This window comes from Pseudarthrobacter sulfonivorans (assembly GCF_001484605.1).
In the GTDB taxonomy this organism is placed as follows: Bacteria; Actinomycetota; Actinomycetes; order Actinomycetales; family Micrococcaceae; genus Arthrobacter; species Arthrobacter sulfonivorans_A.
The window spans coordinates 2,560,086-2,583,440 of the sequence record NZ_CP013747.1 but is presented as its reverse complement, the minus strand read 5'-3'; the positions used below and the strand labels follow the sequence as shown (position 1 = coordinate 2,583,440).

Annotated in this window: 16 protein-coding genes; 11 read left to right on the top strand and 5 right to left on the bottom strand. The window is 63.1% G+C overall.

Going from position 1 to position 23,355, the window contains the following annotated elements; all coding sequences use genetic code 11:
* Window positions 1–439: 439 nt before the first annotated feature.
* The 7 genes from AU252_RS11530 (at window position 440) to AU252_RS11500 (ending at window position 8,356) form a co-directional block, all read left to right on the top strand.
* On the top strand, window positions 440–1,441 hold the full coding sequence (locus AU252_RS11530; protein ID WP_058930831.1) for an ABC transporter substrate-binding protein: 1,002 nt from the start codon (window positions 440–442) through the stop codon (window positions 1,439–1,441).
* 116 nt (window positions 1,442–1,557) lie between these two features.
* On the top strand, window positions 1,558–1,998 hold the full coding sequence (locus AU252_RS11525; protein ID WP_058930830.1) for a GNAT family N-acetyltransferase: 441 nt from the start codon (window positions 1,558–1,560) through the stop codon (window positions 1,996–1,998).
* A gap of 120 nt (window positions 1,999–2,118) precedes the next feature.
* Complete coding sequence (locus AU252_RS11520) at window positions 2,119–2,745, top strand: TetR/AcrR family transcriptional regulator (protein ID WP_058930829.1); 627 nt, start codon at window positions 2,119–2,121, stop codon at window positions 2,743–2,745.
* Between the two features lie 98 nt (window positions 2,746–2,843).
* Window positions 2,844–4,361, top strand: coding sequence for an aldehyde dehydrogenase family protein (locus AU252_RS11515; protein ID WP_058930828.1), 1,518 nt, complete (start codon window positions 2,844–2,846; stop codon window positions 4,359–4,361).
* Window positions 4,362–6,002 (top strand): GMC family oxidoreductase, encoded by a 1,641-nt coding sequence (locus AU252_RS11510; RefSeq protein ID WP_058930827.1) that lies wholly within the window; start codon window positions 4,362–4,364, stop codon window positions 6,000–6,002.
* A gap of 126 nt (window positions 6,003–6,128) precedes the next feature.
* A complete protein-coding gene (locus AU252_RS11505) occupies window positions 6,129–7,724 on the top strand; it encodes an APC family permease (RefSeq protein WP_058930826.1) in 1,596 nt (531 codons plus the stop codon).
* Between the two features lie 329 nt (window positions 7,725–8,053).
* Entirely contained in the window at window positions 8,054–8,356 is a 303-nt protein-coding gene (locus tag AU252_RS11500; protein ID WP_058930825.1) for a DUF4193 domain-containing protein, read from the top strand.
* Window positions 8,357–8,533: 177 nt separating this feature from the next.
* Here AU252_RS11500 and AU252_RS11495 read toward each other — a convergent pair whose 3' ends face one another.
* The 5 genes from AU252_RS11495 to AU252_RS11475 form a co-directional block, all read right to left on the bottom strand.
* Window positions 8,534–8,863: a hypothetical protein gene (locus AU252_RS11495; RefSeq protein ID WP_058930824.1), complete on the bottom strand. Its 330-nt coding sequence runs from the start codon at window positions 8,861–8,863 to the stop codon at window positions 8,534–8,536.
* 254 nt (window positions 8,864–9,117) lie between these two features.
* A complete protein-coding gene (locus AU252_RS11490) occupies window positions 9,118–9,705 on the bottom strand; it encodes a hypothetical protein (RefSeq protein ID WP_058930823.1) in 588 nt (195 codons plus the stop codon).
* Window positions 9,706–9,745: 40 nt separating this feature from the next.
* On the bottom strand, window positions 9,746–11,257 hold the full coding sequence (locus AU252_RS11485) for a recombinase XerD (protein WP_205630561.1): 1,512 nt from the start codon (window positions 11,255–11,257) through the stop codon (window positions 9,746–9,748).
* Window positions 11,247–11,585, bottom strand: coding sequence for a helix-turn-helix domain-containing protein (locus tag AU252_RS11480; protein WP_058930822.1), 339 nt, complete (start codon window positions 11,583–11,585; stop codon window positions 11,247–11,249). The genes AU252_RS11485 and AU252_RS11480 overlap by 11 nt, the downstream gene beginning before the upstream one ends.
* A complete protein-coding gene (locus AU252_RS11475; RefSeq protein ID WP_058930821.1) occupies window positions 11,582–12,688 on the bottom strand; it encodes a tyrosine-type recombinase/integrase in 1,107 nt (368 codons plus the stop codon). The genes AU252_RS11480 and AU252_RS11475 overlap by 4 nt, the downstream gene beginning before the upstream one ends.
* Window positions 12,689–13,615: 927 nt before the next feature.
* Here AU252_RS11475 and AU252_RS11470 point away from each other — a divergent pair.
* Genes AU252_RS11470 through AU252_RS11455 form a run of 4 tightly spaced genes read left to right on the top strand, consistent with a single transcriptional unit; the run spans window position 13,616 to window position 23,035 of the window.
* A complete protein-coding gene (locus tag AU252_RS11470; RefSeq protein WP_058930820.1) occupies window positions 13,616–14,779 on the top strand; it encodes a hypothetical protein in 1,164 nt (387 codons plus the stop codon).
* Entirely contained in the window at window positions 14,776–16,917 is a 2,142-nt protein-coding gene (locus AU252_RS11465) for a caspase family protein (RefSeq protein ID WP_058930819.1), read from the top strand. The genes AU252_RS11470 and AU252_RS11465 overlap by 4 nt, the downstream gene beginning before the upstream one ends.
* Complete coding sequence (locus tag AU252_RS11460) at window positions 16,914–17,885, top strand: AAA family ATPase (RefSeq protein WP_058930818.1); 972 nt, start codon at window positions 16,914–16,916, stop codon at window positions 17,883–17,885. The genes AU252_RS11465 and AU252_RS11460 overlap by 4 nt, the downstream gene beginning before the upstream one ends.
* Window positions 17,882–23,035 (top strand): SAV_2336 N-terminal domain-related protein, encoded by a 5,154-nt coding sequence (locus AU252_RS11455; RefSeq protein WP_058930817.1) that lies wholly within the window; start codon window positions 17,882–17,884, stop codon window positions 23,033–23,035. The genes AU252_RS11460 and AU252_RS11455 overlap by 4 nt, the downstream gene beginning before the upstream one ends.
* Window positions 23,036–23,355 lie beyond the last annotated feature (320 nt).

Here is a 23,355-nt window from a genome sequence, read left to right as displayed (position 1 = left end):
GCGGTTATCGCGGCCGCCGCCCTGAACCCCGCACGCCGGAGTAATTTATTCCCCGACCCCGCGTTTCGATTTGCCACTGAACGGTTCATGGAATGCCCTCCCTCATAGCAGTGCGGCCAGCCCTAGACGCACTGTAGTCCAACCGTAGGGACCGCCCCCGTCGCGCACACGCGTAGTCCCCACCCGTCTTTCCCTCCCGGGTACTCGTTTTCCCGGAGCCCGCATGGCCCGCTACTTGGTTTGCCCGGGAAGAACCGCCAAAACACACGCTGAGTACTCCGTAAGCCGCCAAATGTGACCGCCGCGGTCGCACGGTTAACGGCCGTTACGCCTTGTATCTCTGGGTTTCGGCAGCTTTGATTACCGGTCCGGGGCTGCCGGATAGTTGCTGCCTAGAACACCGTTCCGTTCGGCAATTCAGCAAATTTGAGGGGTAATCATGGCGAAATTCAGGGCAAGGCAGGTTGCCGGCGCAGCAGTCGCAATCACCACACTGCTGGCGCTGGCAGCCTGCTCGGACCCGGGCGCGACGGCGGCGTCAGCACCGTCGTCGGGATCCACAGTGCCCGCAGCAGGCAAGACGTTCAACCTGGCCCCGGAGCAGAACCGCGTCAAGGTGACGGTGGACGCCGAGGCCGCCGCATTGGTCCCGGACGCCATCAGGGCGGACGGCAAGCTCACTGTGGTGAGCACCGGCGGCACGGCCCCGCTGAGTCTCTTCGCTACCGACAACAAGACGCCTATCGGCAGCGAGGTGGACATCGCCTATGCGGTCGGCGAGACGCTGGGACTGACGGTGGAGGTGCTTCCCGTGGCCTGGGCCGACTGGCCGCTGGGCGTTGAATCCGGCAAGTACGAGGCAGTCCTTTCCAACGTCACCGTCACCGAGGCGCGCAAGGAGAAGTTCGACTTCGCCAGCTACCGCAACGACCTCCTGGGCTTCTACGCCAAGACCGATTCCACCATCGGCGACATCAAGGAAGCCAAGGACGTCGCCGGCAAGCGCATCATTGTCGGCTCGGGCACCAACCAGGAAGCGATCCTGGTGCGCTGGGACGAAGAGAACAAGACCAAGGGGCTCGCGCCGGTTGAGTTCCAGTATTACGACGACGACTCCGCCTCCACGCTGGCACTCCAGTCCGGCCGTGCGGACCTGACGTTCGGGCCCAACGCCGGGGCGGCCTACAAGGCCGCGAAGGACGGCAAGACCAAGGAAGTGGGCACGCTCAACGGCGCCTGGCCGCTGACCGCCGAAATCGCCTTCACCACACAGAAGGGCAACGGCCTGGCCGTTGCTGCCCAGGCTGCCCAGGCTGCCCAGGCTGCCCTGAACACTCTCATAAACGACGGCAGCTACGCCGAGATCCTGGACCGGTGGGGCCTGTCCTCGGAGGCCATCAAGACCTCCGAACTGAACCCGCCCGGCCTGCCCAAGAAGTAGGTCCGCCGCTGACAAGAATCCCCGCCGGATATCTTCCGGCGGGGATTCTTTCGTGTCCGCAATGTCCGGCGCCACGAAAATTTGCGACGCTCTGACCCGCCCCGTTGAATAGTGGAATGCCCTACTCGTATCAGCTCCGCCCCAGCCTCGATACTGACGGCCCGTGGATCGCCGAGCTCCGCGCCGTCGTGATGCGTCCGGACCTTGACCGGCTGGGCCGCTTTGACCCGGTTCGCGTGCGCGAGCGCTTCCTCAATGGGTTCCAGCCGGAGCACACCTTCGTCGTCGAGGTGGCGGGGCAGAATGCGGGCGTGATCGCTGTCCGCCCGGAGCCCGACGCGCAGTGGATCGAACACTTTTACCTGGCCCCGGAGCATCAGGGAAAGGGCCTCGGCAGTGCCGTGCTCCGGCAGGCCATGGACCGGTCCCGGGACCACCGGCCCTTCCGCCTGAACGTCCTCCAGGGGAGTGCCGCTCGGCGTCTGTATGAGCGCCATGGTTTCGTACTGGAACACCAGGACCCCGTGGATGTGTTTATGGTGGCACCGGTCCCTTAACATCGAGTGCTCCGTGGGGTTGATGCCGCGTTCCTGGAGTTCCGGGTCGAGGTGGTTGACGATGTCGTCCGCCTGTTCCGGAAAGTGCACTAACGGCGGGTTTGGCAATAGTCTGGCCAGATGGGGACAAATACCGTGAACTCCGGCGAACAGATCGACAGGCAGTCGCGCATTCTCGAGGCTGCGCTCGATCTGCTGTCGCGCCACGGCATCTCAGGCGTGAGCATGCGTGCCGTGGCGCGCGAAGCCGGCGTCGCACTGGGCCTGGTGAACTACTACTACGACGACAAAACGAGCCTGATCCGGGCAGCCCTGCACCGGGTGGACGAGCAGGACCTCCAACTGGTGGCCCAGGACCCATCGTTGACGCCGGACGAACAGCTCCGCAAGGCCCTGCGGCGGGTTGCCGGCGCCGAGCTGCTGACCACCCGGTACCTGTCCCTGCGCCTGCACCTGTGGGCCCTCGCCCAGGCCGACGAAGGCTATGCCGAGATCAACGCTGCGGCCTTCGACCGGTACCTCGACGGCGTTGCCGCACTCGTATCCAACGCCAAACCCGAACTCTCCTGGGAGGAATGCCGGGAGCGGGCAGCGGACATCGTCGTCATACAGAACGGCATGTGGCTGACGTCGCTTCTGGGCGTGGACAACGCCTCCATCCAGCGCAGCATCGCCCGCACGGAGGAGATCGCCTTCGCCCCGAGCCGCAGGAGTACCAGCGGGGACGCAGCACTCAGGGAACTCTAAATCACGCCCCGCGCGGCGGTGCAGTAGCGCCCGTCACACTTGAACGAGTGTTCAAGAAAGTATTGAACACTCGTTCAACGTGCGTTATTGTCCTCCGTATGACTTACGCCACAACGTCTCATGACGTGACAGCATCCACCCTGTTCATCAACGGCTCGTGGGAGCCGGCCGCCTCCGGCGCGGTGCGCCACATCCACAACCCGGCCGACGGCGAGCTGGCCGACACAGTGTCAGAGGCCGGCCGGGAAGATGCCGGACGGGCCATCGCTGCAGCCCGGGCGGCCTTCGACTCCGGCGTCTGGGCTTCGGTACCGGCACCCGAGCGCGGCACTTTCCTGCTCAAGGTCGCCGCCGAACTGCGCCAACGCCGGGAAAAGTTCGCCCGCGCCGAATCCCTGGACACCGGGAAGCGGATCGCCGAAAGCCGCATCGACATGGACGACATCGCCGCCTGCTTCGAATATTTCGGACGGCTGGCCGGGCAGCAGGCGGGCCGCATGGTCGACGCCGGGGACCCCGCCGTCGTCAGCAAAATCGTCTACGAGCCCGTGGGCGTCTGCGGCCTGATCACACCGTGGAACTACCCCCTGCTCCAGGCCGCCTGGAAGATCGCACCCGCTCTGGCCGCCGGCTGCACCTTCGTCCTTAAGCCCTCGGAGCTGACTCCCTCCACCGCCATCCTCGCCATGCAGCTGCTGCAGGACCTCGGCCTGCCGGACGGCGTCGCCAACCTCGTGACGGGACCCGGTGCGGAGGCGGGGGCACCGCTCTCCGAACACCCCGCCGTCGACCTGGTTTCCTTCACCGGCGGACTGGAAACCGGCAAGCGTATCGCTGCGGCCGCCGCCGGCACCGTGAAAAAGGTGGCGCTGGAACTGGGTGGCAAGAACCCCAACGTGGTGTTTGCCGACGCGGACTTCGACGCCGCCGTCGACAATGCCCTGAACGGGGCATTCGTCCACTCAGGGCAGGTCTGCTCCGCCGGGGCGCGGCTGGTGGTGGAAGAATCAATCGCCGAGCGCTTCGTCGATGAGCTGGTCCGCCGTGCGCGGGAAATCCGACTCGGAGGGCCGTTTGACGACGACGCCGAAACCGGGCCGCTGATCTCCGGGGCCCACCGGGACAAGGTTGATGCCTACGTCCAGCGCGGCATGCAGGAGGGAGCGCGGCTGCGGTGTGGCGGCGCGGCCCCTGAAGGGCAGCAGTACGACGCCGGTTTCTACTACCAGCCCACGGTCCTGGACCGCGTGCAGCGCGGGATGTCCGTCGTCGTGGATGAAGCGTTCGGCCCCGTGGTGACCGTCGAGACCTTCCGCACCGAGGACGAGGCCGTCGCCACGGCCAACGACACCATCTACGGGCTGGCCGGCGCGGTCTGGACTCAGGACGCCGGCAAGGCGCAGCGCGTGGCTTCCCGGCTGCGGCACGGGACGGTTTGGATCAACGACTACCACCCCTACCTGCCCCAGGCCGAGTGGGGCGGCTTCGGCCAGTCCGGCGTCGGCCGCGAACTCGGCCCGACCGGCCTGGCGGAATACCAGGAAGCCAAGCACATCTACCAGAACACCAGCCCCCAGGTGACCGGCTGGTTCGCTGACCACGGGAAGGAGAGCTAGATGCATACCGACAACATCGAAAACCTCAGCGAGCGCGGTTGGGACTACATCATCGTCGGCGGCGGATCGGCGGGGGCCGCCGTCGCCGCGCGGCTGAGCGAGGATCCGGACGTGTCCGTTGCCTTGGTGGAGGCCGGCCCGGATGACCGGAACCTTCCCGAGATCCTGCAGCTGGACCGCTGGATGGAGCTGCTGGAATCCGGCTATGACTGGGACTACCCGGTGGAACCGCAGGAGAACGGCAACTCATTTATGCGCCACGCCCGGGCGAAGGTCATGGGCGGCTGCTCCAGCCACAACTCCTGCATCGCATTCTGGGCCCCGCGCGAAGACCTGGACGAGTGGGAGTCCAAGTACGGCGCCACCGGCTGGAACGCTGACGCCGCCTGGCCGCTCTACCGGCGGCTGGAGACCAACGAGGACGCAGGCCCGGACGCGCCGCACCATGGTGACTCAGGCCCCGTGCACCTGATGAACGTGCCTCCGGTGGATCCGGCCGGTGTCGCGCTCCTGGACGCGTGCGAACAGGCCGGGATCCCCCGCGCAAAGTTCAACACCGGAACCACTGTGGTCAACGGCGCCGACTTTTTCCAGATCAACCGCCGCGCGGACGGCACCCGTTCCTCCAGCTCGGTGTCCTACATCCACCCCATCGTGGAGCGCGAAAACTTCACACTGCTGACCGGCCTCCGCGCCCGCCAACTGGTATTCGACGCGGACAAGCGCTGCACAGGCGTGGACGTGGTGGACTCGGCGTTCGGCCGGACCCACCGGCTCTCCGCCCACCGTGAGGTCATCCTGTCCACCGGCGCCATCGACTCCCCCAAGCTGCTCATGCTCTCCGGCATCGGCCCAGCAGCGCACCTGGCCCAGCATGGCATCGAGGTGCTGGTGGACTCACCCGGCGTGGGCGAGCACCTGCAGGACCACCCCGAGGGCGTGGTGCAGTTCGAGGCCAGGCAGCCGATGGTCCAAACTTCGACGCAATGGTGGGAAATCGGCATCTTCACCCCCACCGAGGACGGCCTGGACCGCCCGGACCTGATGATGCACTACGGTTCCGTCCCGTTCGACATGAACACGCTGCGGCACGGCTACCCCACCACGGAGAACGGCTTCAGCCTCACCCCGAACGTCACGCACGCCCGCTCCCGCGGCACCGTCCGGCTGCGCAGCCGCGACTTCCGCGACAAGCCCATGGTGGACCCGCGCTACTTCACGGATCCGGAGGGCCACGACATGCGGGTCATGGTGGCCGGCATCCGCAAGGCCCGCGAAATCGCCGCCCAGCCGGCCATGGCCGCATGGACCGGCCGGGAGCTTTCGCCCGGCGTCGAAGCACAGTCGGACGAGGAACTGCGGGACTACATCCGCAAGACCCACAACACCGTGTACCACCCCGTCGGCACCGTCCGCATGGGCCCGGCCGACGACGACATGTCACCGCTCGATCCCGAGCTGCGGGTCAAGGGCGTCACCGGACTCCGGGTTGCCGACGCCTCCGTCATGCCTGAACACGTCACCGTCAACCCCAACATCACCGTCATGATGATCGGCGAGCGCTGCGCCGACCTGATCCGCGCAGGACGGTCCGGGAGCATGACGGAGGAAGAGGTGCAGCTCAGCGCATCGTTCGCCTGAGTGCCTGCGCACAGTTACGGGCGGAAGCGGCCGGCCACCACCGGGGTGGCGCCAGGCCATTGACCTTCCCTGCGCCAACAGGGTGACCGGTCATCACTATCGTGCTTTTCTGATTGAGGAGTCCAAATGATGGAACCCAGCAAGAGTATTGATTCAAGCGGCATGGACGAATTCGGCTACACCCAGACCCTGGACCGGAGCATCGGCAAGTTTGCCAGTTTCGCCGCAGGCGTCAGCTACATCTCCATCCTCACCGGCGTTTTTCAACTGTTCTATTTCGGTTTTTCCATGGCCGGCCCGGCATACGCCTGGTCCTGGCCGATTGTCTTCGCCGGCCAGCTGATGGTGGCGCTGTGTTTTGCCGAGCTGGCCGGCCGCTACCCCGTTGCGGGATCGGTCTACAACTGGGCCAAACGGCTGGCGTCCGGAACCTCGGCATGGCTGGCCGGCTGGCTGCTGCTGCTGTCCTCCATCATGGCGCTGGGGGCAGTGGCACTGGCGCTGCAGCTCACCCTGCCGCAGCTCTGGTCCGGCTTCCAGTTCGTCGGTGACGGCACCGGCCCGTATGACTTCGCCATGAACGGCGTTGTGCTGGCCACCATCATGATCACCATCTCCACCCTCATCAACGCGTTCGGCGTGAAGCTCATGACCAGGATCAACAGCGTCGGCGTTTTCGTGGAGCTGGTCGCAGCCGTCCTGCTGATCCTCGCACTGGGCTGGCACGTGGTGCGCGGGCCTGAGGTCTTCTTCGACACCGCCGGTTTCGGGGAAGGCCATGACCTGGGCTTCTTCGGCGTCTTCCTGATCGGTGCCATGGCTTCCGGCTATGTCATGTACGGCTTTGACACTGCCAGCTCCCTCGGGGAGGAAACAAAGGACCCCAAACGCACCGCGCCCAAGGCCATCCTGCGAGCCGTCACGGCCTCGTTCCTGCTCGGTGGCCTGATCCTGCTTTTTGGCATCCTGGCCGCGCCGGACCTCACCGATCCCAAAGTGGGCTCTGCCGACGGCGGCCTGCAGCACATCGTGCTTTCCGTCCTGGGCGGACCCTTCGGCAAGGCCTTCCTCGTCTGCATCGTGGTGGCCGTGGTGGTCTGCACCCTGTCCGTCCACGCGGCCGCCATCCGGATGATGTTCGCCATGGCCCGGGACAACAACCTGCCGTTCAGCCGGCAGCTCAGCAAAGTTGATCCGGTCCGCAGAACCCCCACTGTTGCGGCCATCGTCATCGGCGTCCTGGCCGTCATGCCACTGCTCATCAACGTCATGCAGCCGGCGATTTTCACGATTCTGTCCAGCATCAGCATCGTGCTGATTTATCTGTCCTATCTCCTGGTCACCGCACCCATGCTGCGCAACCGGCTCCTGGGGAGGTGGCCGGGTGATGATTCCGACGCCGGATTCAGCATGGGCAGATGGGGGCTTCCGGTGAATATCCTCGCTGTCCTGTGGGGCGGCGCCATGACGGTGAACCTGGTCTGGCCGCGCTCGGAGATCTACAACTCGGTGCCGCCGTTCGAGTGGTACCTGCAGTGGGGCGGGGTGCTGTTCGTTGCCGCCGTCACGGCAGGCGGTGCCCTGCTGTACCGCCTGAAGATCCGCCATCAAACGGGGGTGCTCGCCGAGCACGCCGCGGCCGTCGCAGCACATCCGTCGTCGGGCTCCGCCCTGCAGGAAGCATCAGCCGAAGAGCAGATGGTGGAGTCCAAAGCCACCTAATGCCGCTGCTCCCCATCAGCCGAAAGCCGGCAGTTCCCAGGAAGGGTCGACGGCGGCACTCACCTTGCCGCCGTCGACCCTTCTGTTTAAGAATTCAGGTTGACGAAACGTCGACTATCGGCAGTCGGCGCCCGTGGGGGAGCCTCGATCTGGGCCGCGGCATATCGCTCCGGCATTGGGTGACGCGGGTATGCACCGGCGTGGTCCGCTTTATGGCGCGGCCCTGACGTCCTCCGGTTCTTTGACATGGGAACACCGGCGCTTTGGTGTACGTTGCTTTCTCGTCAGAAAGAACATCGTAGAAACGTTAGAGCTGAGAATCACCTAAAGTGGCAACCGATTATGACGAAGTCCGTTCCGATGTCAAGGAAACCCAGGACCGTTCCCTGGAGGTATTGCAGTCTGCGAATGCTCCGGATGCCCGCAGCGTCGTCACTGAACTGGACGAAGCGGATGCACTCGATGAGGGTCTGACTCCCGGGGGAGAGATCGTCGCCGAGGAGCTCATCGTTCAGGTCATTCCCCAGGCCGCGGACGAGTTCACCTGCTATTCCTGTTTCCTCGTCCGGCACAGGTCCCAGCTCGCACGCGAAAGCAACGGCCGCTCGTACTGCATCGAGTGCGAAGGCTAGGGCATCCATTCCTCAGGACGCAGTCCGACAGCAGATCAGCGTGACGTGCTCTCCACTAGCGGTGTGTGCGGAATCCCCACAAAAGCGCGGGGGAGAGGCTGCATTACGGGCCGCTTCGCCGACTCGAGCGGCGACTCGTCGTCAGTGGATCTATCTCCCCTGAGATTGCTTTGCGGGTCAGGCTGCCTGTGCAGCCATTGCTGCCAGGGGCGCCGCGTTGTCGGGGGCGAGGATGCTGAGCCTGTAGTCGGACTGGAGCGGATCGACGAGGGCAGGCAGATGGTGCGAGCGTGAGCAGGCCCGGAGTTCTTCCAAGGCGTCGGGCTCGATGAGGGCGCGGGTCATGTCGAGTTCCAGGGTCATGCCGGCAGTGAGTGAGTTGGCGCGCTTCATGACGGCATAGAGGCCGTGGACGCTTTGGGAGGTCACGTGGCCCTGGGCGGCAACCTGGGCTGTGGCGCAGTCGAGGTCCACGCGGACCAGCACCCGAAGTTTGTCTTTTGTCACGAATATTTCTCCGCTCTAAGTTGGGTGCCACGACGCTGTGGCGCCCCGGACAACCATAGATCAAATGTGATCCAGGCAACATACCTGCCGGTGTGGAATTTTTGGCCGCGGCCGGGGACGTGGGAGGGGCCCGCCCGGGGCGGCAAGAAGGCCCGATCGGAGACCCCTCTTGGCCTCTACTGGCACCCCTGCGTATCAGGTTTGTGCGTATTCGTTTCGGAACAGGCGCACATTAGGGATTTTCCAGCGATTCTTTAGCGGCCGACCGCGCCTTGCTCGAGTGTTCGGAGAGCTCCAGGAAGTGCATAAACACTGTTGAGGAAGCCGAGCTGGATGTCGAGGTCCGGCCGAACGGCCCCACGCTCAAGGCCCCACACTTTCGTCCCCTTGCGCCGTATCCAGCCGATCGTCCGGTTGACCCAGCGTTCATAATCCACCGATATGGCGGCCATCGAATCGGCTTGTGACCCGAGCATGCTCACGCCTAACACTTCTTTGGAGATTTCGGCGGGCTCCCAGAAGAGCACCGGGGACGCGTTCGAGTCCACCAGAGCCTTGTCGAGGGAAGGGCGCAACCGGTCCCAATTGAGCCGGTTGAAGAGGCCCGCCCTCGTCGGTCCATCCATCGCGCCGTCACCCAAACGAATAGACACCGGTGGGCCGAGGTCCCGATTGACCACGAAAATCTGCGGGCCCGCCAGGGCTGCGTCGCGGTTGAGGACATCCAGGGGAGTTCGAACAACCGGCCACGGATGCAATGTGACTTTGTCCGGTTCTCCCAGGTAGTCGAGTAGCGTCGCTTGGTCCTCAAGGGTCGCAAAGTAGAAAGCGGCAGTTACCATGCTTGGAAGTCTCGCACGAGCTCGCGTAATGGCCCCTTATTCACGTGCGCTCACTGGCATAACGCGTCCAAGCTTCTTCTGCGGCATCTGCGTGGAGGAAGGCGACCTGGTAGCTGTATCCGAGTGCGTCGGCGACCAGTGGTGGCGGGGTGACTGAGAGGTGCTCGTCCAGGGCCGCGTTCCGTGCGCCGAGCAGGTCCAGCCCGAGGCCACGGAGTCTGTCCATAATGGTGTTTGGGTGGAGGTGTTGACCTGCCCGAGTACCAGGGAATAGCCATTGGCTGTCCCCGTCTGATGCTGTTCGGAGGTTGGGGCGGTTCCGGAGGTGCTGCTTGAGGAGTTCCGCGAAAGGCTGCGGGACCGGAACGGGGTGTGTGCCAAGACAGATCCTGATCGCGCCGGTGGTGTCGTTGATGCTGATGGCGTCGGTGCGGAGCGAGGCCACCCGGACCAGGGGTTGGGCATAGAGGAGGAGCAGTGTCCCTGCGACTCTGTAGGGCAGGGACTCGCTGGTGCCGGTGAGCAGTTCCTTTAGCCAGGCAAGGCGTTGTTCCTGCGGGATGGCAGGCCGGCCTTTAGCGGCGTAGTGCCCAATCTCGACTCGCATGTTCGTGCCGGTCTTTTTCGCGAAGATGAAGAAGGTCCGGATGGCCTTTCTGGTGGTCGGCCCGGTCGTGAGCCAGGTGTCCACGTCCTGCTGGGTGCAGGTGGCGGCGGTGCGGTGATGGGTCTGCCAGAGCCAGTCGAGGAACTTGATGGTTTCGGTGATCTCCTGTTTGGCGGAGTGCACCGGCCCCTGGGCCGTAGTGTCTGGGGTTGCCATGGCACGGATGCGTCGGAGGTGGTGCCATTTGGCGAAGTGCTCGACGGGTTTGGCAACTTCGGCCGGCATGGGGCGCAGCTTGACGTCGATCCAGGCTTCGAAGCGGCTCAGATAGGGGTCCTGGTAGGGGAAGAGCCCGTGATGGACGAGTAGGGCCCGGAGGTGGTCGGCTGCCCGTCCCGCCGTATCGCGGTGACTGTCGAGGCCTTCGTGGCTCAGGGGAGTCTGTCCGCTCGAGATGGAGGTCAGGAGCGTCTGGACCTTGGCGGAGCGTTTCCAGGTGATAATGCTTTCCGGTCGATCAGCTTGGCAGAGGATATCGACCAGGCGGTTTGCGGTTGTCGGATTGGCCGGATTCGTGAGCAGCAGGGCGGTGAGGTCGTCCCTGAGTGCGCAGCGGGCGCAGATGCCGCGGCGGTAGAACTCACCTTCGTGGTTGCAGCGGGCGCAGTGGAAGTTGTGGAGGATACCGGCGCAGGGGGCGCACCGTGGTCCTCCATCCTGTGCGGGTGGGCCGGGGAGTAGCCTGTGGTGGCCGCAGTCGGGGCAGGTGCCGTGGGTGCGGGTCGCAACGGTGAAGCAGGGACCGCAGATCTTGCCTTCCGGCCAGCTCGCCCGGGTCTTGCCGGCGTTGCGGCCGCAGCGGGCGCACTGGACGGTTCCGGTTGTGCGGGGCCGGCCGCGGACGGTGTTGCGCGGGATGAGTCCTTCCGGGAGTTCAGTGGTCATCGTCGATGATGCGGGCCCGGCGCGGGCGGACGGTGCGGTTCAGGTCCACGACGTTGGGGGAGTTGCCGGTTCCGGTCTTGCGTGCCCGGACGTCGGCGGCGGTGACGGTGATGAGGTCTTCGGGGCCGCAGGAGAAGATGTCGCAGATCGCAGCGATGACCTGCAGAGCGACCCGCTCGGGCTTCTGGTTGACGATGCGGTAGACCTGGGGCCGGGACAGGATGATTCCGCGCTCGGCGAGCAGGGGGATGAGATCGGTGGTGTTGTGAAGACCGCGTGCTGCCATCAGCTCGGACAGCCGCCACGTGTATTCGACCTCGCGCTTCATCGCTGACCTCCCGATTGTTTGCCGAGTGCCTGGTCCATCGTGCGGTCCAGGGACGCCCGCAGCGTGGTGCTGCGGAAGTCGTCGCTGACAAATTGGTAGATGCCTGTGGTCGAGGCGTACTCGTGGCCCATTTGATATTGCACGAATCTAGGATCCCATCCGGCCTCCAACAGGTGCGTGGCATAAGAGCGCCGCAGGGAATGCAGATCCAACCCGTCCGCAGGCATCCCCAGCTCGTCCAGATACCGCCGGAGCCGCCGCAGCAGGGTGGACTCGACGATCAGGCCGCCGCGTTCGCTGGGGAAGAGATCGAGGGTGTGACGGGTCCCTCGGCCGTTGGCGAGCCAATCCTCAAGGACGCCGGCGGTCCAATCGAAGACCGTCAGGACGCTGCGGGGCTTGGGTGGAGATGCCTTGCGGGACTTGCCGAACCGGACCTTGCAAACACCGAATTTCCCGAACTTGCGCGCGTGCGGGTTGGTTGCGAAATCGACGGTCTGCAGGTGCCGCAGCTCATTGAACCGAAGACCGTAGGAGTAAGCCATTTTGAGCATCACGGCGTCGCGGTAGGCCGCCTGCCAACCCTTCTTGCCCGAGGCCTCAATGACTTGAACCTCGTCATCGGCGTGGTCAAAAAGCCTCTGGAGTTCCTCCTTCGTGTAGGCACGCTTGGAGGGTCGGCCTTCGAATTCCTGCACATGCGTGGAGGTGTTCCACTCATAAAAGACCTGGGCCGGATGGGTACCAAAGCGCTCTTCGCAGACCCTGTCCCAGCCATAATCGGGATTGGCGACGTAGGACGTGAAGTGACGCAGCGCGGACTGGTGGGCCCGAAGCGTCGAGTGGCTCACGTGCCGGATCGAGCGCAGGTCCCCGAAATACTCCTCGACATGGGCCGGCGTCCAATGCCACGGAAATTCATTCACATGATCCACGAACCTGCGAACATACCGGATGCGCTGGTCAATGGTGTCGAACTTCAGGTTGCGAGACAGCTGCTGGTTCCGCCAGCCATCGAGCATCTGATCGAAGGACTGCTCTTCAGGATGAAGCAGCTGGACGGAGCCCAGAAGGTGCACCCGTCCGGATCCATCGACTGCCATTCCGCCTCCTAAACCTGCTCCAAAATCTGAATCAATGTTTCATTAAATGCATCATCTCAGCAAATCCGCAGGTCAGAGGCGTTTTTTCTGTCATTCGGCGCGCTGACCCGGCCCGCCCAGTCATGACTGGGAACATCGATTGGAGTCGGATAAATCCCCCGAACGCCGCGGCGCAAGGCGCCGCCAACGCTTGTCGCGCAATTCCGCGGGAGAGGGTCTGAATGATTCATCCGATGAGATACGCAGAGTACAGCTTGACGTAATCTTCATTATCGGCGCTTGAGCAAACCTTCACAACCGATTCTGTTGGATGTGCATCGAGCGGCCGTCGTCGCTTGGGGTGGATGCGGAGGCTGTTCCTGAACATCATGCGCTCATAACAGCCCGCAATGGCGAACTCGACGGAACAAAATCATTTTCGCCGTCGCCGCCTATCTCAAACGGCAGCAGCGAGGCCAACGAATACAGTACGTTGTAGTTCACATGGTCGTTAAGGGTGACAAAAATTTCGTTTTGGGCCAAAGTTTGGATCAATATCCAAAAAGAGCAGGGTGTCACCCCGACCCACCTCTACGGCGAATCGGCCATCCATCTACCTAGCCATACCAATCTCCTTGTGATCAATTCTCGGCAAAGCCCAGCATGCCAACAAAAGTCCTCTAATGTTGGCCCTTGCCACCGCTAAAGGGTATAGCTGCATGTTTCGAACACGAGAAGGGGAGGACACGCTGCGGGATAACGCCCAGATCTTACTAGTGGCTTACGGGCCCCACCACCAACCCTACGTGGACGCACTATCCTGCAGGGACTAGCACGGCCGGCCACCCCTTGTAGCGCGCGTGCTAGTGCCACATCATAGTCGCATAGGGCAACGCCGCTCCTGGAGCGAACTCGACGGAGCGCCAACTTCAACAGGAGGTCGCTGCGATGATGACGCTGCTGTTCGTCCACGGCACTGGAGTGCGGGAAGAAGGATACAGGGTCTCCTTGGATCTCATCGAGAAAAAGGTCGCGTCGTTAGGGCTGAAATTACTTGTAAAGGGGTGCTATTGGGGAGCGGAGTCAGGCGCGCGGCTCGAGCTCGGCGGAGCCTCCATTCCGACGTTCGCGAGCACCGGAGGTGAACAGCAGACAGAGGAGGAGGAAGCGGTCGCGCTGTGGCGAATCCTTTACTCGGATCCGTGCTATGAACTCCGGGTTTTGCGCCTAAAGCCCACAGCGGAGGTGTTTGGTCCCCCGCCCGGAGACGCTCTCATCAAGCAGCTAAAGAAGTACTCGCCGTCCGTCGAACTCACGGCTAGGTTCCATGACGCCCGATTGGCAGACCACCTTAAGCGGGGGGTCGCCGAGATCGCTGCGTCCCCCGAGCTAGCGAAGGCCGCAATGACCGCTCCTGCTCAGCCGCTGGAGCATCGTCAAGCAATTGGGCGCGCGATCGTCGCGCAAACAATTGTTTTGGCAGAGAACGCTGGGGTGCCTGATATCCCCGGTGCTCAGCGCGACGAGCTTGTGAAGGCTCTCAGTTCGGAACTGGGCGCCTACGGGTTGGGCATCGGAAGGTGGCTCAAGAACGCCGTCAAAACACTCGCCGCCGAATTCATCACGCGACCGCTAGTGGAGCGTCGCGGAGCCCTGTCTGATAAAGCGTCTCCAATCGCCGGCGATATCCTGAAATTTTTAGCCGATCCAGTCACGGCCACCGGACTTCTTCGCGCGACCCTCGCCGATCTTGTGGACGAGCGCGTCGTCCTACTCGGTCATTCCCTCGGCGGAGTCATGTGCGTAGATTTGCTCGCGCGGGAGGAGTTTTCCCACGTCGAGGGTCTCATCACGGTCGGATCCCAGTCCCCGTACTTTTTTGAGATCGGGGCGCTGCCCGCCGTACAGCCAGGAAAGGCGCTCCCGCAGAGCGTCCCGCGGTGGCTCAACATTTACGATCTGCGGGACGGACTGTCATACATTGGCGCCGAGGTTTTCCCAGGCAGGGTTACAGATGTAGGGGTCGACAACGGCCAGCCCTTCCCCCAGTCGCACAGCGCGTACTGGAACAACCCTGCAACATGGACGGAAATTGCGGGCTTTCTCGCATGACAACGGATCTCCCTCCCCTCCCCGCCATCAATCCAGCACGAGTCTCAGTGCTGGCGATCGGACTTGAAACGTACGGCGACCTCGGTGTCGATTGGGACTTACCCGGCGCCGGACTGCACGCCGTCCGATTCGTACAATGGGCGATTGACCACCGCGTCCCACCCGAACGCGTCTGCCTCGGTTGCACGTGGGTGGGGGGCCTGGAGGATTCGCGTGCGATGGCGCTAGCGGCCAAGGGCGTCCGGATGATCTCGACGTCCACGGACGGAATCAAAGCCTCCGCGAGTGATCTTGTGGAAAACGGCGGCGACCTCCTGCTGGTTTACTGGTGCGGTCATGGGGTCAGCACAAGCCGTCAGCGCCTCTTACTTACAACCGGCGCAATACGAAATCCGGAGCAGCTTACTAATTTCCGAATCGACGATCTTCAGACCCTGCTTGCCGCAAAGTCGGAGGATATCGCCGGTTTCCCCAATCAGGTCATGTTCTTCGACGCGTGTGCCAACGAACTAGAGGGCCGTCGACTTCCGAATCCTGGTGACTGGGGCGAATTCCCGAATGGTAGACCACAACAATTGCTCTACTATTCGACTGACATCGGGCTGTATGCGGACTTCGACAAGGATGCGGGTCGGGCCGCCTACTCGACGGAACTGCTCACTTGGCTGGAGGGCCATACGGACGCATTCCCACCCGATTTCGCGCGGCTGTCGGACCACGTGCACAGGCGCTTTCATGAAAAGAAAGACGAGTTTATCAATAGACCCGTACGTCTCTATACCGGCGTGTCTGGGGAGGGCGGGGCCGAGTTTGTTTACGAGTCGGCATCCCTCGCACTGCAACCATCCCAGCTTCTGGCTGTCGAGCAGGCAGTCGAGCAGGCGCTTATTCGAGCACCCGAACTGATGACGAGCGAGAGCCAGAGTGTGCGCAGCATCTTCGCCTCTGGCGGCGGCGACGATTTTGTTCGTGCCATGGAAGATCGGGCAGAGGCATCCGACATCGACCGGCTCCTGCACGCTGCCGAGCACGTTCGCAATACCTATGATCGGCAGAAATGGATTCTTACGCCTCTCCGAGTAATCGAGAACGTCGACCTTAACACTCTCCGCACTGCCTACCGAGAAACGCGGCAGGGGTACGGCGAGATTTTCGTTGTGGAAGGCCTCGTTCAGACGCTCGATCACGCTGCCTCATTTTGGCGCCGCTACCACGAGGACGCCCCGCTGTACCGCCTGATCGCGAGGCTAGAGTGGGTGACGGGAAAACGCGTTGACGCGTGGTTCCGAAGTGAACTCGACTCCGACGCTGTTGCCCGGGTGCGTGCCTCTAGCCGCCCAGGTGAGACACCGCCGCGAATCGTTGTGGTATTCGACCTTACCGAAGCGGATGAAAACAATGACACGCCGCCTCAGCTCAAGACGCACACCTGGGTCGCGAACGAAGAAAACCCTCGCGGATGGTGGGAGGCGTCCAGCCCGCGCGCGTGCGGGACGACCAGGGAAGAGATTGCGCGTGCAGTGGCTGAGGAGTTGGGTGAGATCTTCCACATCCGTCACCCGGATGGCTACCCCGACACTGCCTCCGTCGGCTTCATCCTTACGCCAGACCGTCTCGCTTGGCGGCCGGAGCTTTGGGAGGCTCCTGTATGGGACAGGCGTACGAAGGAGGTCATGGCAAACTCGCTGCCGGTGGTGCTGCACCTGCGCCGCCGCGGACCGTATGAAAGAAGGTGGAAGGATCGCTTGAAAGTCGTCCTAGAACGCGCTGGCAACGGGGTGCCCGCCGTGGAGTGGCTGTCCCCTGGCGAGAAGTCGGAGGCTAGAACCAACGACAACATTTGCTGCACGGCGCTCAATTACCGGCCCTTGATGCACGGCGACGGGCAGTTCGAGGAACTCTTACGCACCGGTGCACCTTTCATCCTGTGGTCCGATGACGACCCGAGCGATGCGGTGGCGGCTCGCGACCGCATAACCGAGCTCATCAACGCGGGACTCGAGGACTTTCCTGAACGGCGCCGAAACGATCTCCGAGACATCGCCGTCGACACCGGCTTTTCGCTCCGCATCATCTGGGACCATGCAGCTCGGCTGCCCCCGAATCCGAACGCCCGCTCTAACGAGGAGGTCCAGTGAGCCAGTGGAAGATATACACGGGCCACGCGAACCCGCACAAGCCGGAGCTACCGGCGGCCCCGCCATGGCGGCGGTTCCCTGCAGACTTGGACGCCGGTTCAGCCTTCATGGCCACCGAAGAGATGGCTGAGGCCGTAAACGCAGCGCTTCACCTTCGCCGGCCGCTCCTGCTGACTGGTCGTGCGGGCTCCGGTAAGTCGTCGCTAATCGATTCCGTCGCGCGCGAGCTACGGCTGGGGCGCGTGCTTCGATGGCACGTGACGTCGTCGACCACGCTCACCGAAGCTCTGTACCGCTACGACGCAATCGGACGCCTGCATTCTAGGGGGCTCGAGAAGGACCCTAACGCCTCGCCTCCGCCGATCTCCGAGTACCTGCGACTCGGGCCCCTCGGGACGGCGCTGGTACCGGGGTCACGACCGCGCGCCCTGCTAATCGACGAGATCGACAAGAGTGACATTGATTTGCCTAACGACCTCCTCAACATTTTTGAACGCGGCGAGTTTGAGATCCCCGAGCTGGCCAGGCATAACGAGCGATGGGTCGACATCCCCGGACACGACGAAAAGGACACGAGTTACCGCATCGAACGAGGACAGGTACAGTGCACGGAATTTCCCTTCGTCGTGCTCACGAGCAACGGTGAGCGGGACTTCCCCGCGGCGTTCCTCCGTCGATGTATCCGGCTCCGGATGCCAGATCCTGGGCTTGAAGAGCTGACTGCGATCGTCCGCGCCCACCTCGGCGACGCCGTATTCAAAGATGGCAAAACGGCAATCGAGGTTCAGATCCTCGACTTCATCCAACGCCGCAAGCATTCCGAGGTCGCAACAGACCAGCTGTTAAATGCCATATATCTCGTGACAGGTCCGTTTCGGGCCGAAGGCGACGAGCGCAACAAGATCATCGACCTTCTGCTCAGCGAACTAAAAAGCGACACCGTGACCGACAGGACGCCCCCGCAATGATCCCTGAGCTCGCTTCCGCGCTACGGAAGGCCGGCCTGGCCGTCGACTGGCGCGAGCTCGCCGATATCGTGTGGCTTATACGCGCGCAGGTAGCACATGCCGCCGAGACGGAGACCAAGCCGACGGCGAACGCTGAACCGGTTCCATCCTCTTGGGAAGAGCCCGGCCCTCCCGACGCCGTATCGCGCTTCCCGTCCCCAGACCAGATCCCACCACCCCAGTCACCCTTGTCATCACCAGAAGTACCATCTGCCCCGAAACCCCTCCGCGCGGCGTCCACCGTAGGGCGGATCCTAACGACCGGGCAGGTGAGCGGGGATGCAGTTGCCGACCTCTCCGCCGTTGCCCCCCGCCGATTCGCGCTTCCGCGCCGCCGCGAACTCGAACGCGCTATCCGACCGCTCATACGCCGACAACGGTCGTCCCGTCGCCGGGAGCTTGACCTCGCGGCCACCGTGGACCACTACTGCGACACAGAACTGCTCGTCCCCTTGCTTCGGCGACAGGAGGAGCCGTGGCTTGATGTCTCGCTCATAACCGATTCCGGCCCGTCTATGACCATATGGCAGGACACATGCCGTGCGTTCGGCGATCTACTGGAGCGGTCAGGAGCGTTTCGGCACGTCGGCCGGTGGTCAATCGACGCGAGCGGGGGAGGCTTCGCGCTAACGACGCCCACGGGTCTGCTCCACCCCGATGTCGGAGGTCGGACGCTCGTGCTGGTGCTCACCGATGGCATGTCGCCGCGTTGGGCCGAAACGGAAGTCTGGCAGGCGCTGAAGCTGTGGGGTAAGTGGTCGCCCACTGCGATCTTGCAGTTACTATCTGGATCAGCGGCGGACCTTACGACCCTTGGGGAGGCCGAGCTCGCCGCCACGGCGCGGGCGGCGGCGACGCCCAGCGCGCGGCTTCAGTTCGATTATCCGTGGTGGATAGACGAGACAGGCACCGAAGCCGCATCAACAGTGGAAGTCGTTCCTCTCGTTTCGCTAACACCTGGGCGCCTAGCCGCATGGGCCCGGCTTGTAACGGGAGCAGTGGGCGCGGAGGTCGATGCGGTTGTCGCGGGCCCGCGCGACGCACCGCCAGATGGCGGGCTCCTCCCCGCGGACGACGAGGCGGCCCGGGACCTACTCAATACGTCCCTGTCCCCACGCACACGGCGGCTCGGGGTGCTACTTTCCACGGTCCACTTGTCGCTGGACCTCGTGCGAATCGTCATGGAGCGCCTGATCCCGGACGCAGACATCTCTGACCTCGCCCACCTCATAGCCATCGACGCACTAGTCTTCAAGGAAGACAGCCTCGCATTCGCCCCCGTTGCCCAACGCTATTTCCACGATCTAGTGACAGCGCCAGACGCACTGGATGTCTGGATCGCGGTTGCACCCTACCTTGAGGCCATCGGTGGCCGATCGCCGTTCTCACTATTGTATGAAGAGGACCGGGATGCCGTTGCCGACCTCCCCGGGACAACCATCCCGCTGGAACTCGTCGAACGGCTCGGACTCGCTCGGAAAACCTCGGCACCGGCCCTCCGAGAGGCACTTGCTGCGCCCAGTCCTTCGACAGCCGAACAGGTTCGGACGGAGCCGGATGGCAGCATGCGCCTGGACGTGAAAGCGCCTGTAAGCGCAATGGACTGCCTAGTGACAGGTGGACGTCTCGTCGCCGTTGCCAGAACAGACACCGGCACAGTCCGCGCGTGGGATCTCACTCTCCGACGACCCTTTGGTCCTCAGCCAACTGATTGGGATGTCGTTGACGCGGGTCCCATCGTCTGCACGCACCAACGGGACCGCCCAATCGCCCTGACAGCAGGACACTCCGGCTCCGTTCTCTTGTGGGCGCTCGGCTCCTCGCACATCGAGGACCTCGCCAGTGGCAAGTCAGAGGACTTCGCTGAGTCAGTATTCTCGACCGGCCCACAACCTGATTCGCGGATCACGGCACTCGGTTCTGGCATGATCGAGGGTCGACCGTTCGTCGTCAGCGGGCACGCAGACGGTGGTCTCTGGGTTTGGGATCTCTCAGGATCAGCCAAGGGCGGGAGTGTGATCGGACAATCGACAAGCGCCTACAAGTCATTGGTGTGGGCGTCACTTGATGACGGGCCATGCCTCCTGAGCGCGGACTCCGAGGGTGGCATGACGGTATGGGCCCTTCAAGTGGCAGAGGCCGGGCTCTCAGCACGGGTCACTTGGAAGGCGCCGGCACGTGATGTCATCACGTGCCTTGCAGTGACGGAGCACGAGGGAAGACCACTATTCGTCACAGGCGCCGGGAACGCTATCGAGGTCTGGGACGCTGCGACCGGATCCTTGGTCCGACCGGCATTCAAGGGTCACCTCCAAGCTGTTACCGCTATCGCCTCCTGCGAATCCAATTCCGGGGGCGTCATCGTGAGCGGAGATGCAAGTGGTCACCTCATCGCGTGGGACCTAGCCTCCGGCGTGACCCTCCAGGTCGGGCTTCAAGATCACACGGAGCACGTTACGTCAATCGTCTGCATCCGGGAGGACGACCGCGTGGTCATCGTCTCGGCTGGGGCCGACGGGGTGATCCGACGTCATCCTACGCTCGACCTGGGCGAACGTGCGAGCGGCGCCGAGCCAGATATCGATTTCACTCCACTGGAAAGCGGCGGTCCCCTCGTCCTGTCCATCACCTCGACGTTCTCCGACGGGGATGAGGTACTGGATTGGCGGTATGTTGACCGAGGAGAGACAGTCTTCGAAAGAAGTGGAACGCCCCGCACCGTCCGACGAAGATTGGCCGAGGGACTCGGCAGTGTCCGCAGCCGGACCCAGTTGAGCGAACGGGCCACAGAGACCGTCCTGGCGTTGCGCCGGATCATACCCCCACGGCTCTGGCCGCATTTGCGAGAGATCACCCCTTCACGAGAAGTGACGCTAGTCCTGACCACAGACCTCACCGGCGTCCCCTGGCACCTGTTGCCTCGCGACAAGAAATCAACCAGGTGGGAATCGAGTCTTGGATGGCGGTCGCCGGTAACGGTAGTTCCGGGGTGGTGGACCAATCCCTATCAAGGTCACCTGCTGGCGGAGGACTTCGTCGTTCTACTTCCTCCACCAGAAAGCCAGACACTGTCAAGCGCGCAACAGGAGGGCGTAGACCTCGCCTCGGCCTACCCGGTCCGACCGGTTTTCGCGACAGATGAAGGCCCCACAAGCCCGGTGGGTCACCCGCAGGTAATCCACGCCGCGGGTGGGTCGATGGGCAGCCTCGACCTCAGGTGGGGCCCGCTCGTCTTCGTAAACGTCGGCTCCACGGCCGACCTCGCAACGAAGCTGCTCGAAGCGGGTGCCCGGGCCGTTGTGGCGCCGCTGTGGGCTGTCAACGCAAAGGCAGCCCGTCGTGTTGCGGAGCGGTTCTACGCGCACGTCGCCAGCGGATCGACCACAGCCCACGCACTGACTCAAGTGCGGGCCGAAATGGCGAACGAAAGCTATACGGTGTCCAAAACGGTGCTGGCCTTCCAGCATTTCGGGGACCCGTCTCTCACAATTGAATTCCCGCCGCCAACGTCGTCGGATGCATTTCAGACGGAGGTAGAGCGGACGCTCCGGCTAGTCGCGCCCAGCCGGCCACCGATGTTCGCAGCTGCCCTCCTCCTCGACCTTGGCACCGATTCAAGGGCGTCACAGCAAGTGGACGATATCGTCCGATGGCTAGTTGCACCGGAAGGCGCGAACGTCGATGAGGATGTTAGGGTGATCCGCGCCCCAACCGGCCCGGCCACGGTCACCGCCGCAATTGATGCTCTGCTTGGCACAAGTGGTGCTAGCCGGCACAAGCCATTGTTCTTGCTTGTCAACGGCAGTGGACAGAGCGCTCGAGGCGACGACCCCGTCTTGGTCTTTGATGATGCACCCGATGAACCTGCCGTCCGCTTGCGGGACATCGTCCTGAGGCTGGCCGGTTCTCACCCAGGCGGTGTCCTGGCTGTGTCACAAGCGGGAACCCTCCCGCACTCGTCCTCCCGCAGAATCAGCCTCTTGGAAGTGTCTCCGCAGCAACCTGCCCCCTGGATGCTCGTCCATTGGCCCACCGTTCATCCCCGATTGTCAACCATTACCTGGGCTATCGATGACCTCCGCAGCGGGGCACGAGCCACCGGAGACGTATTGTTGACGGCGCTCAGAACACCCCCAGAGAACCGTGGCCAACTGAAAGCCCTACACGAGTTCGCTGAGACACTAGAGGGTTCAGCGCCAAAGGATGACGATGCCGTACGCGAGACGAGGGCCGAGGTACAGGCCCGGATATGGGAAATTGGCCAGAAGCACGAGCGGGAAGGTTTCTGGGGAGACGTAACTGTCCAGGGGTTCAACCTCCAGCGACTGGTCTTCACTACCGGAAACGAGTACGAGCAGCATCCCTTGGTAACATCTGCAGCGCCTTTGGAACTTCACTCTGGCGATTTCTCGCCTCTTGTTATCGATCGTTTGGGTCTCCGTGAAAAATTGCGTGAGTTGGTGCAACTCAGGTTGTACAACGTGCTGGTTGTCAACGGACCTGCAGGGAGCGGCAAGACCTTCGCGGCCCGGATGCTTGAGCATCTCGCCAGCCAGACTGGGCTATTTGAAGTATTTGTCGTAGACCTTGCCAGCACGCCCGGAATCACGCCGTTGGCTGTCGTGGGGATGTTGTCGCGCAGCATGGACAGCGAGAGGCGGCTTGTGCCGCCCCCTGACGGCGACCTGTACGCTCTCGCACTTTGGGTCGTTCAGGAGTTCACAGCCAGCGACCGAACAATGGTGTGGGTTCTCGACGGAATAGATGCCTTAGGGGTTTCCCCCCGCATGAAGGAATTTGCGCGACGCCTCGCCCTCGTCGTGTCGCAAGAGCCTCGCTCATCGCTGGCGTTGGTTTTGCTCGATTTTGATGATCAATCCAACGAACTTCGTAACTCGGGAGTGGCATGGGAACAACTCAGTGGCATAGAGCCCGACGATGTTCGTGCCTTCCTGGAAACAAGCGCTGTACAAATGAGAACTCCGATGAGCGACGAAGTCCTGGACGAGGCTACAAGGCAATTGATGTCGGGGCTTCCGGCAGGACCTGAGCGGCTCGCCATCCTGTCCGAACGAGTGTGGCGATGGGCAGGCTCCGCGGCTCAACGGTAGTTACTCTCACTCCGGCACCGCCGACCGCTGCAGACCCGAGCCTTTTCCTCGCCTGACTAGCCCAGTTTCGCCCATGGGAGCAGAGGATCGAAGGCTTGCGGTAGCGCCGCCGGGATCAGTCTCGCTGCCTGCAGTTCACCTCACCACTTCACTAAGGTCATGCCCTTCCGGATCTCGAGCAGACCCGGTGCCGTTCTATCGTCTCGGCCCCACTCCGCAGAGATAAGGGTGCGGACTGACCTCGTTTCCCGCTCGTGACGGACCTCCCTCCTTATGTCCTGCCACGATCAGCTACACCCCAATCTGACGTCAGACTTGGG

What these genes read in the sequence shown, in the direction of transcription:
- AU252_RS11455 (WP_058930817.1), top strand. Translation starts at nt 17,882, where the DNA reads ATGATCCCTGAGCTCGCTTCCGCGCTACGGAAGGCCGGCCTGGCCGTC.
- AU252_RS11525 (WP_058930830.1), top strand. Translation starts at nt 1,558, where the DNA reads ATGCCCTACTCGTATCAGCTCCGCCCCAGCCTCGATACTGACGGCCCG.
- AU252_RS11515 (WP_058930828.1), top strand. Translation starts at nt 2,844, where the DNA reads ATGACTTACGCCACAACGTCTCATGACGTGACAGCATCCACCCTGTTC.
- AU252_RS11505 (WP_058930826.1), top strand. Translation starts at nt 6,129, where the DNA reads ATGATGGAACCCAGCAAGAGTATTGATTCAAGCGGCATGGACGAATTC.
- AU252_RS11530 (WP_058930831.1), top strand. Translation starts at nt 440, where the DNA reads ATGGCGAAATTCAGGGCAAGGCAGGTTGCCGGCGCAGCAGTCGCAATC.
- AU252_RS11490 (WP_058930823.1), bottom strand. Translation starts at nt 9,705, where the DNA reads ATGGTAACTGCCGCTTTCTACTTTGCGACCCTTGAGGACCAAGCGACG.
- AU252_RS11510 (WP_058930827.1), top strand. Translation starts at nt 4,362, where the DNA reads ATGCATACCGACAACATCGAAAACCTCAGCGAGCGCGGTTGGGACTAC.
- AU252_RS11520 (WP_058930829.1), top strand. Translation starts at nt 2,119, where the DNA reads ATGGGGACAAATACCGTGAACTCCGGCGAACAGATCGACAGGCAGTCG.
- AU252_RS11485 (WP_205630561.1), bottom strand. Translation starts at nt 11,257, where the DNA reads ATGACCACTGAACTCCCGGAAGGACTCATCCCGCGCAACACCGTCCGC.
- AU252_RS11480 (WP_058930822.1), bottom strand. Translation starts at nt 11,585, where the DNA reads ATGAAGCGCGAGGTCGAATACACGTGGCGGCTGTCCGAGCTGATGGCA.
- AU252_RS11465 (WP_058930819.1), top strand. Translation starts at nt 14,776, where the DNA reads ATGACAACGGATCTCCCTCCCCTCCCCGCCATCAATCCAGCACGAGTC.
- AU252_RS11470 (WP_058930820.1), top strand. Translation starts at nt 13,616, where the DNA reads ATGATGACGCTGCTGTTCGTCCACGGCACTGGAGTGCGGGAAGAAGGA.
- AU252_RS11475 (WP_058930821.1), bottom strand. Translation starts at nt 12,688, where the DNA reads ATGGCAGTCGATGGATCCGGACGGGTGCACCTTCTGGGCTCCGTCCAG.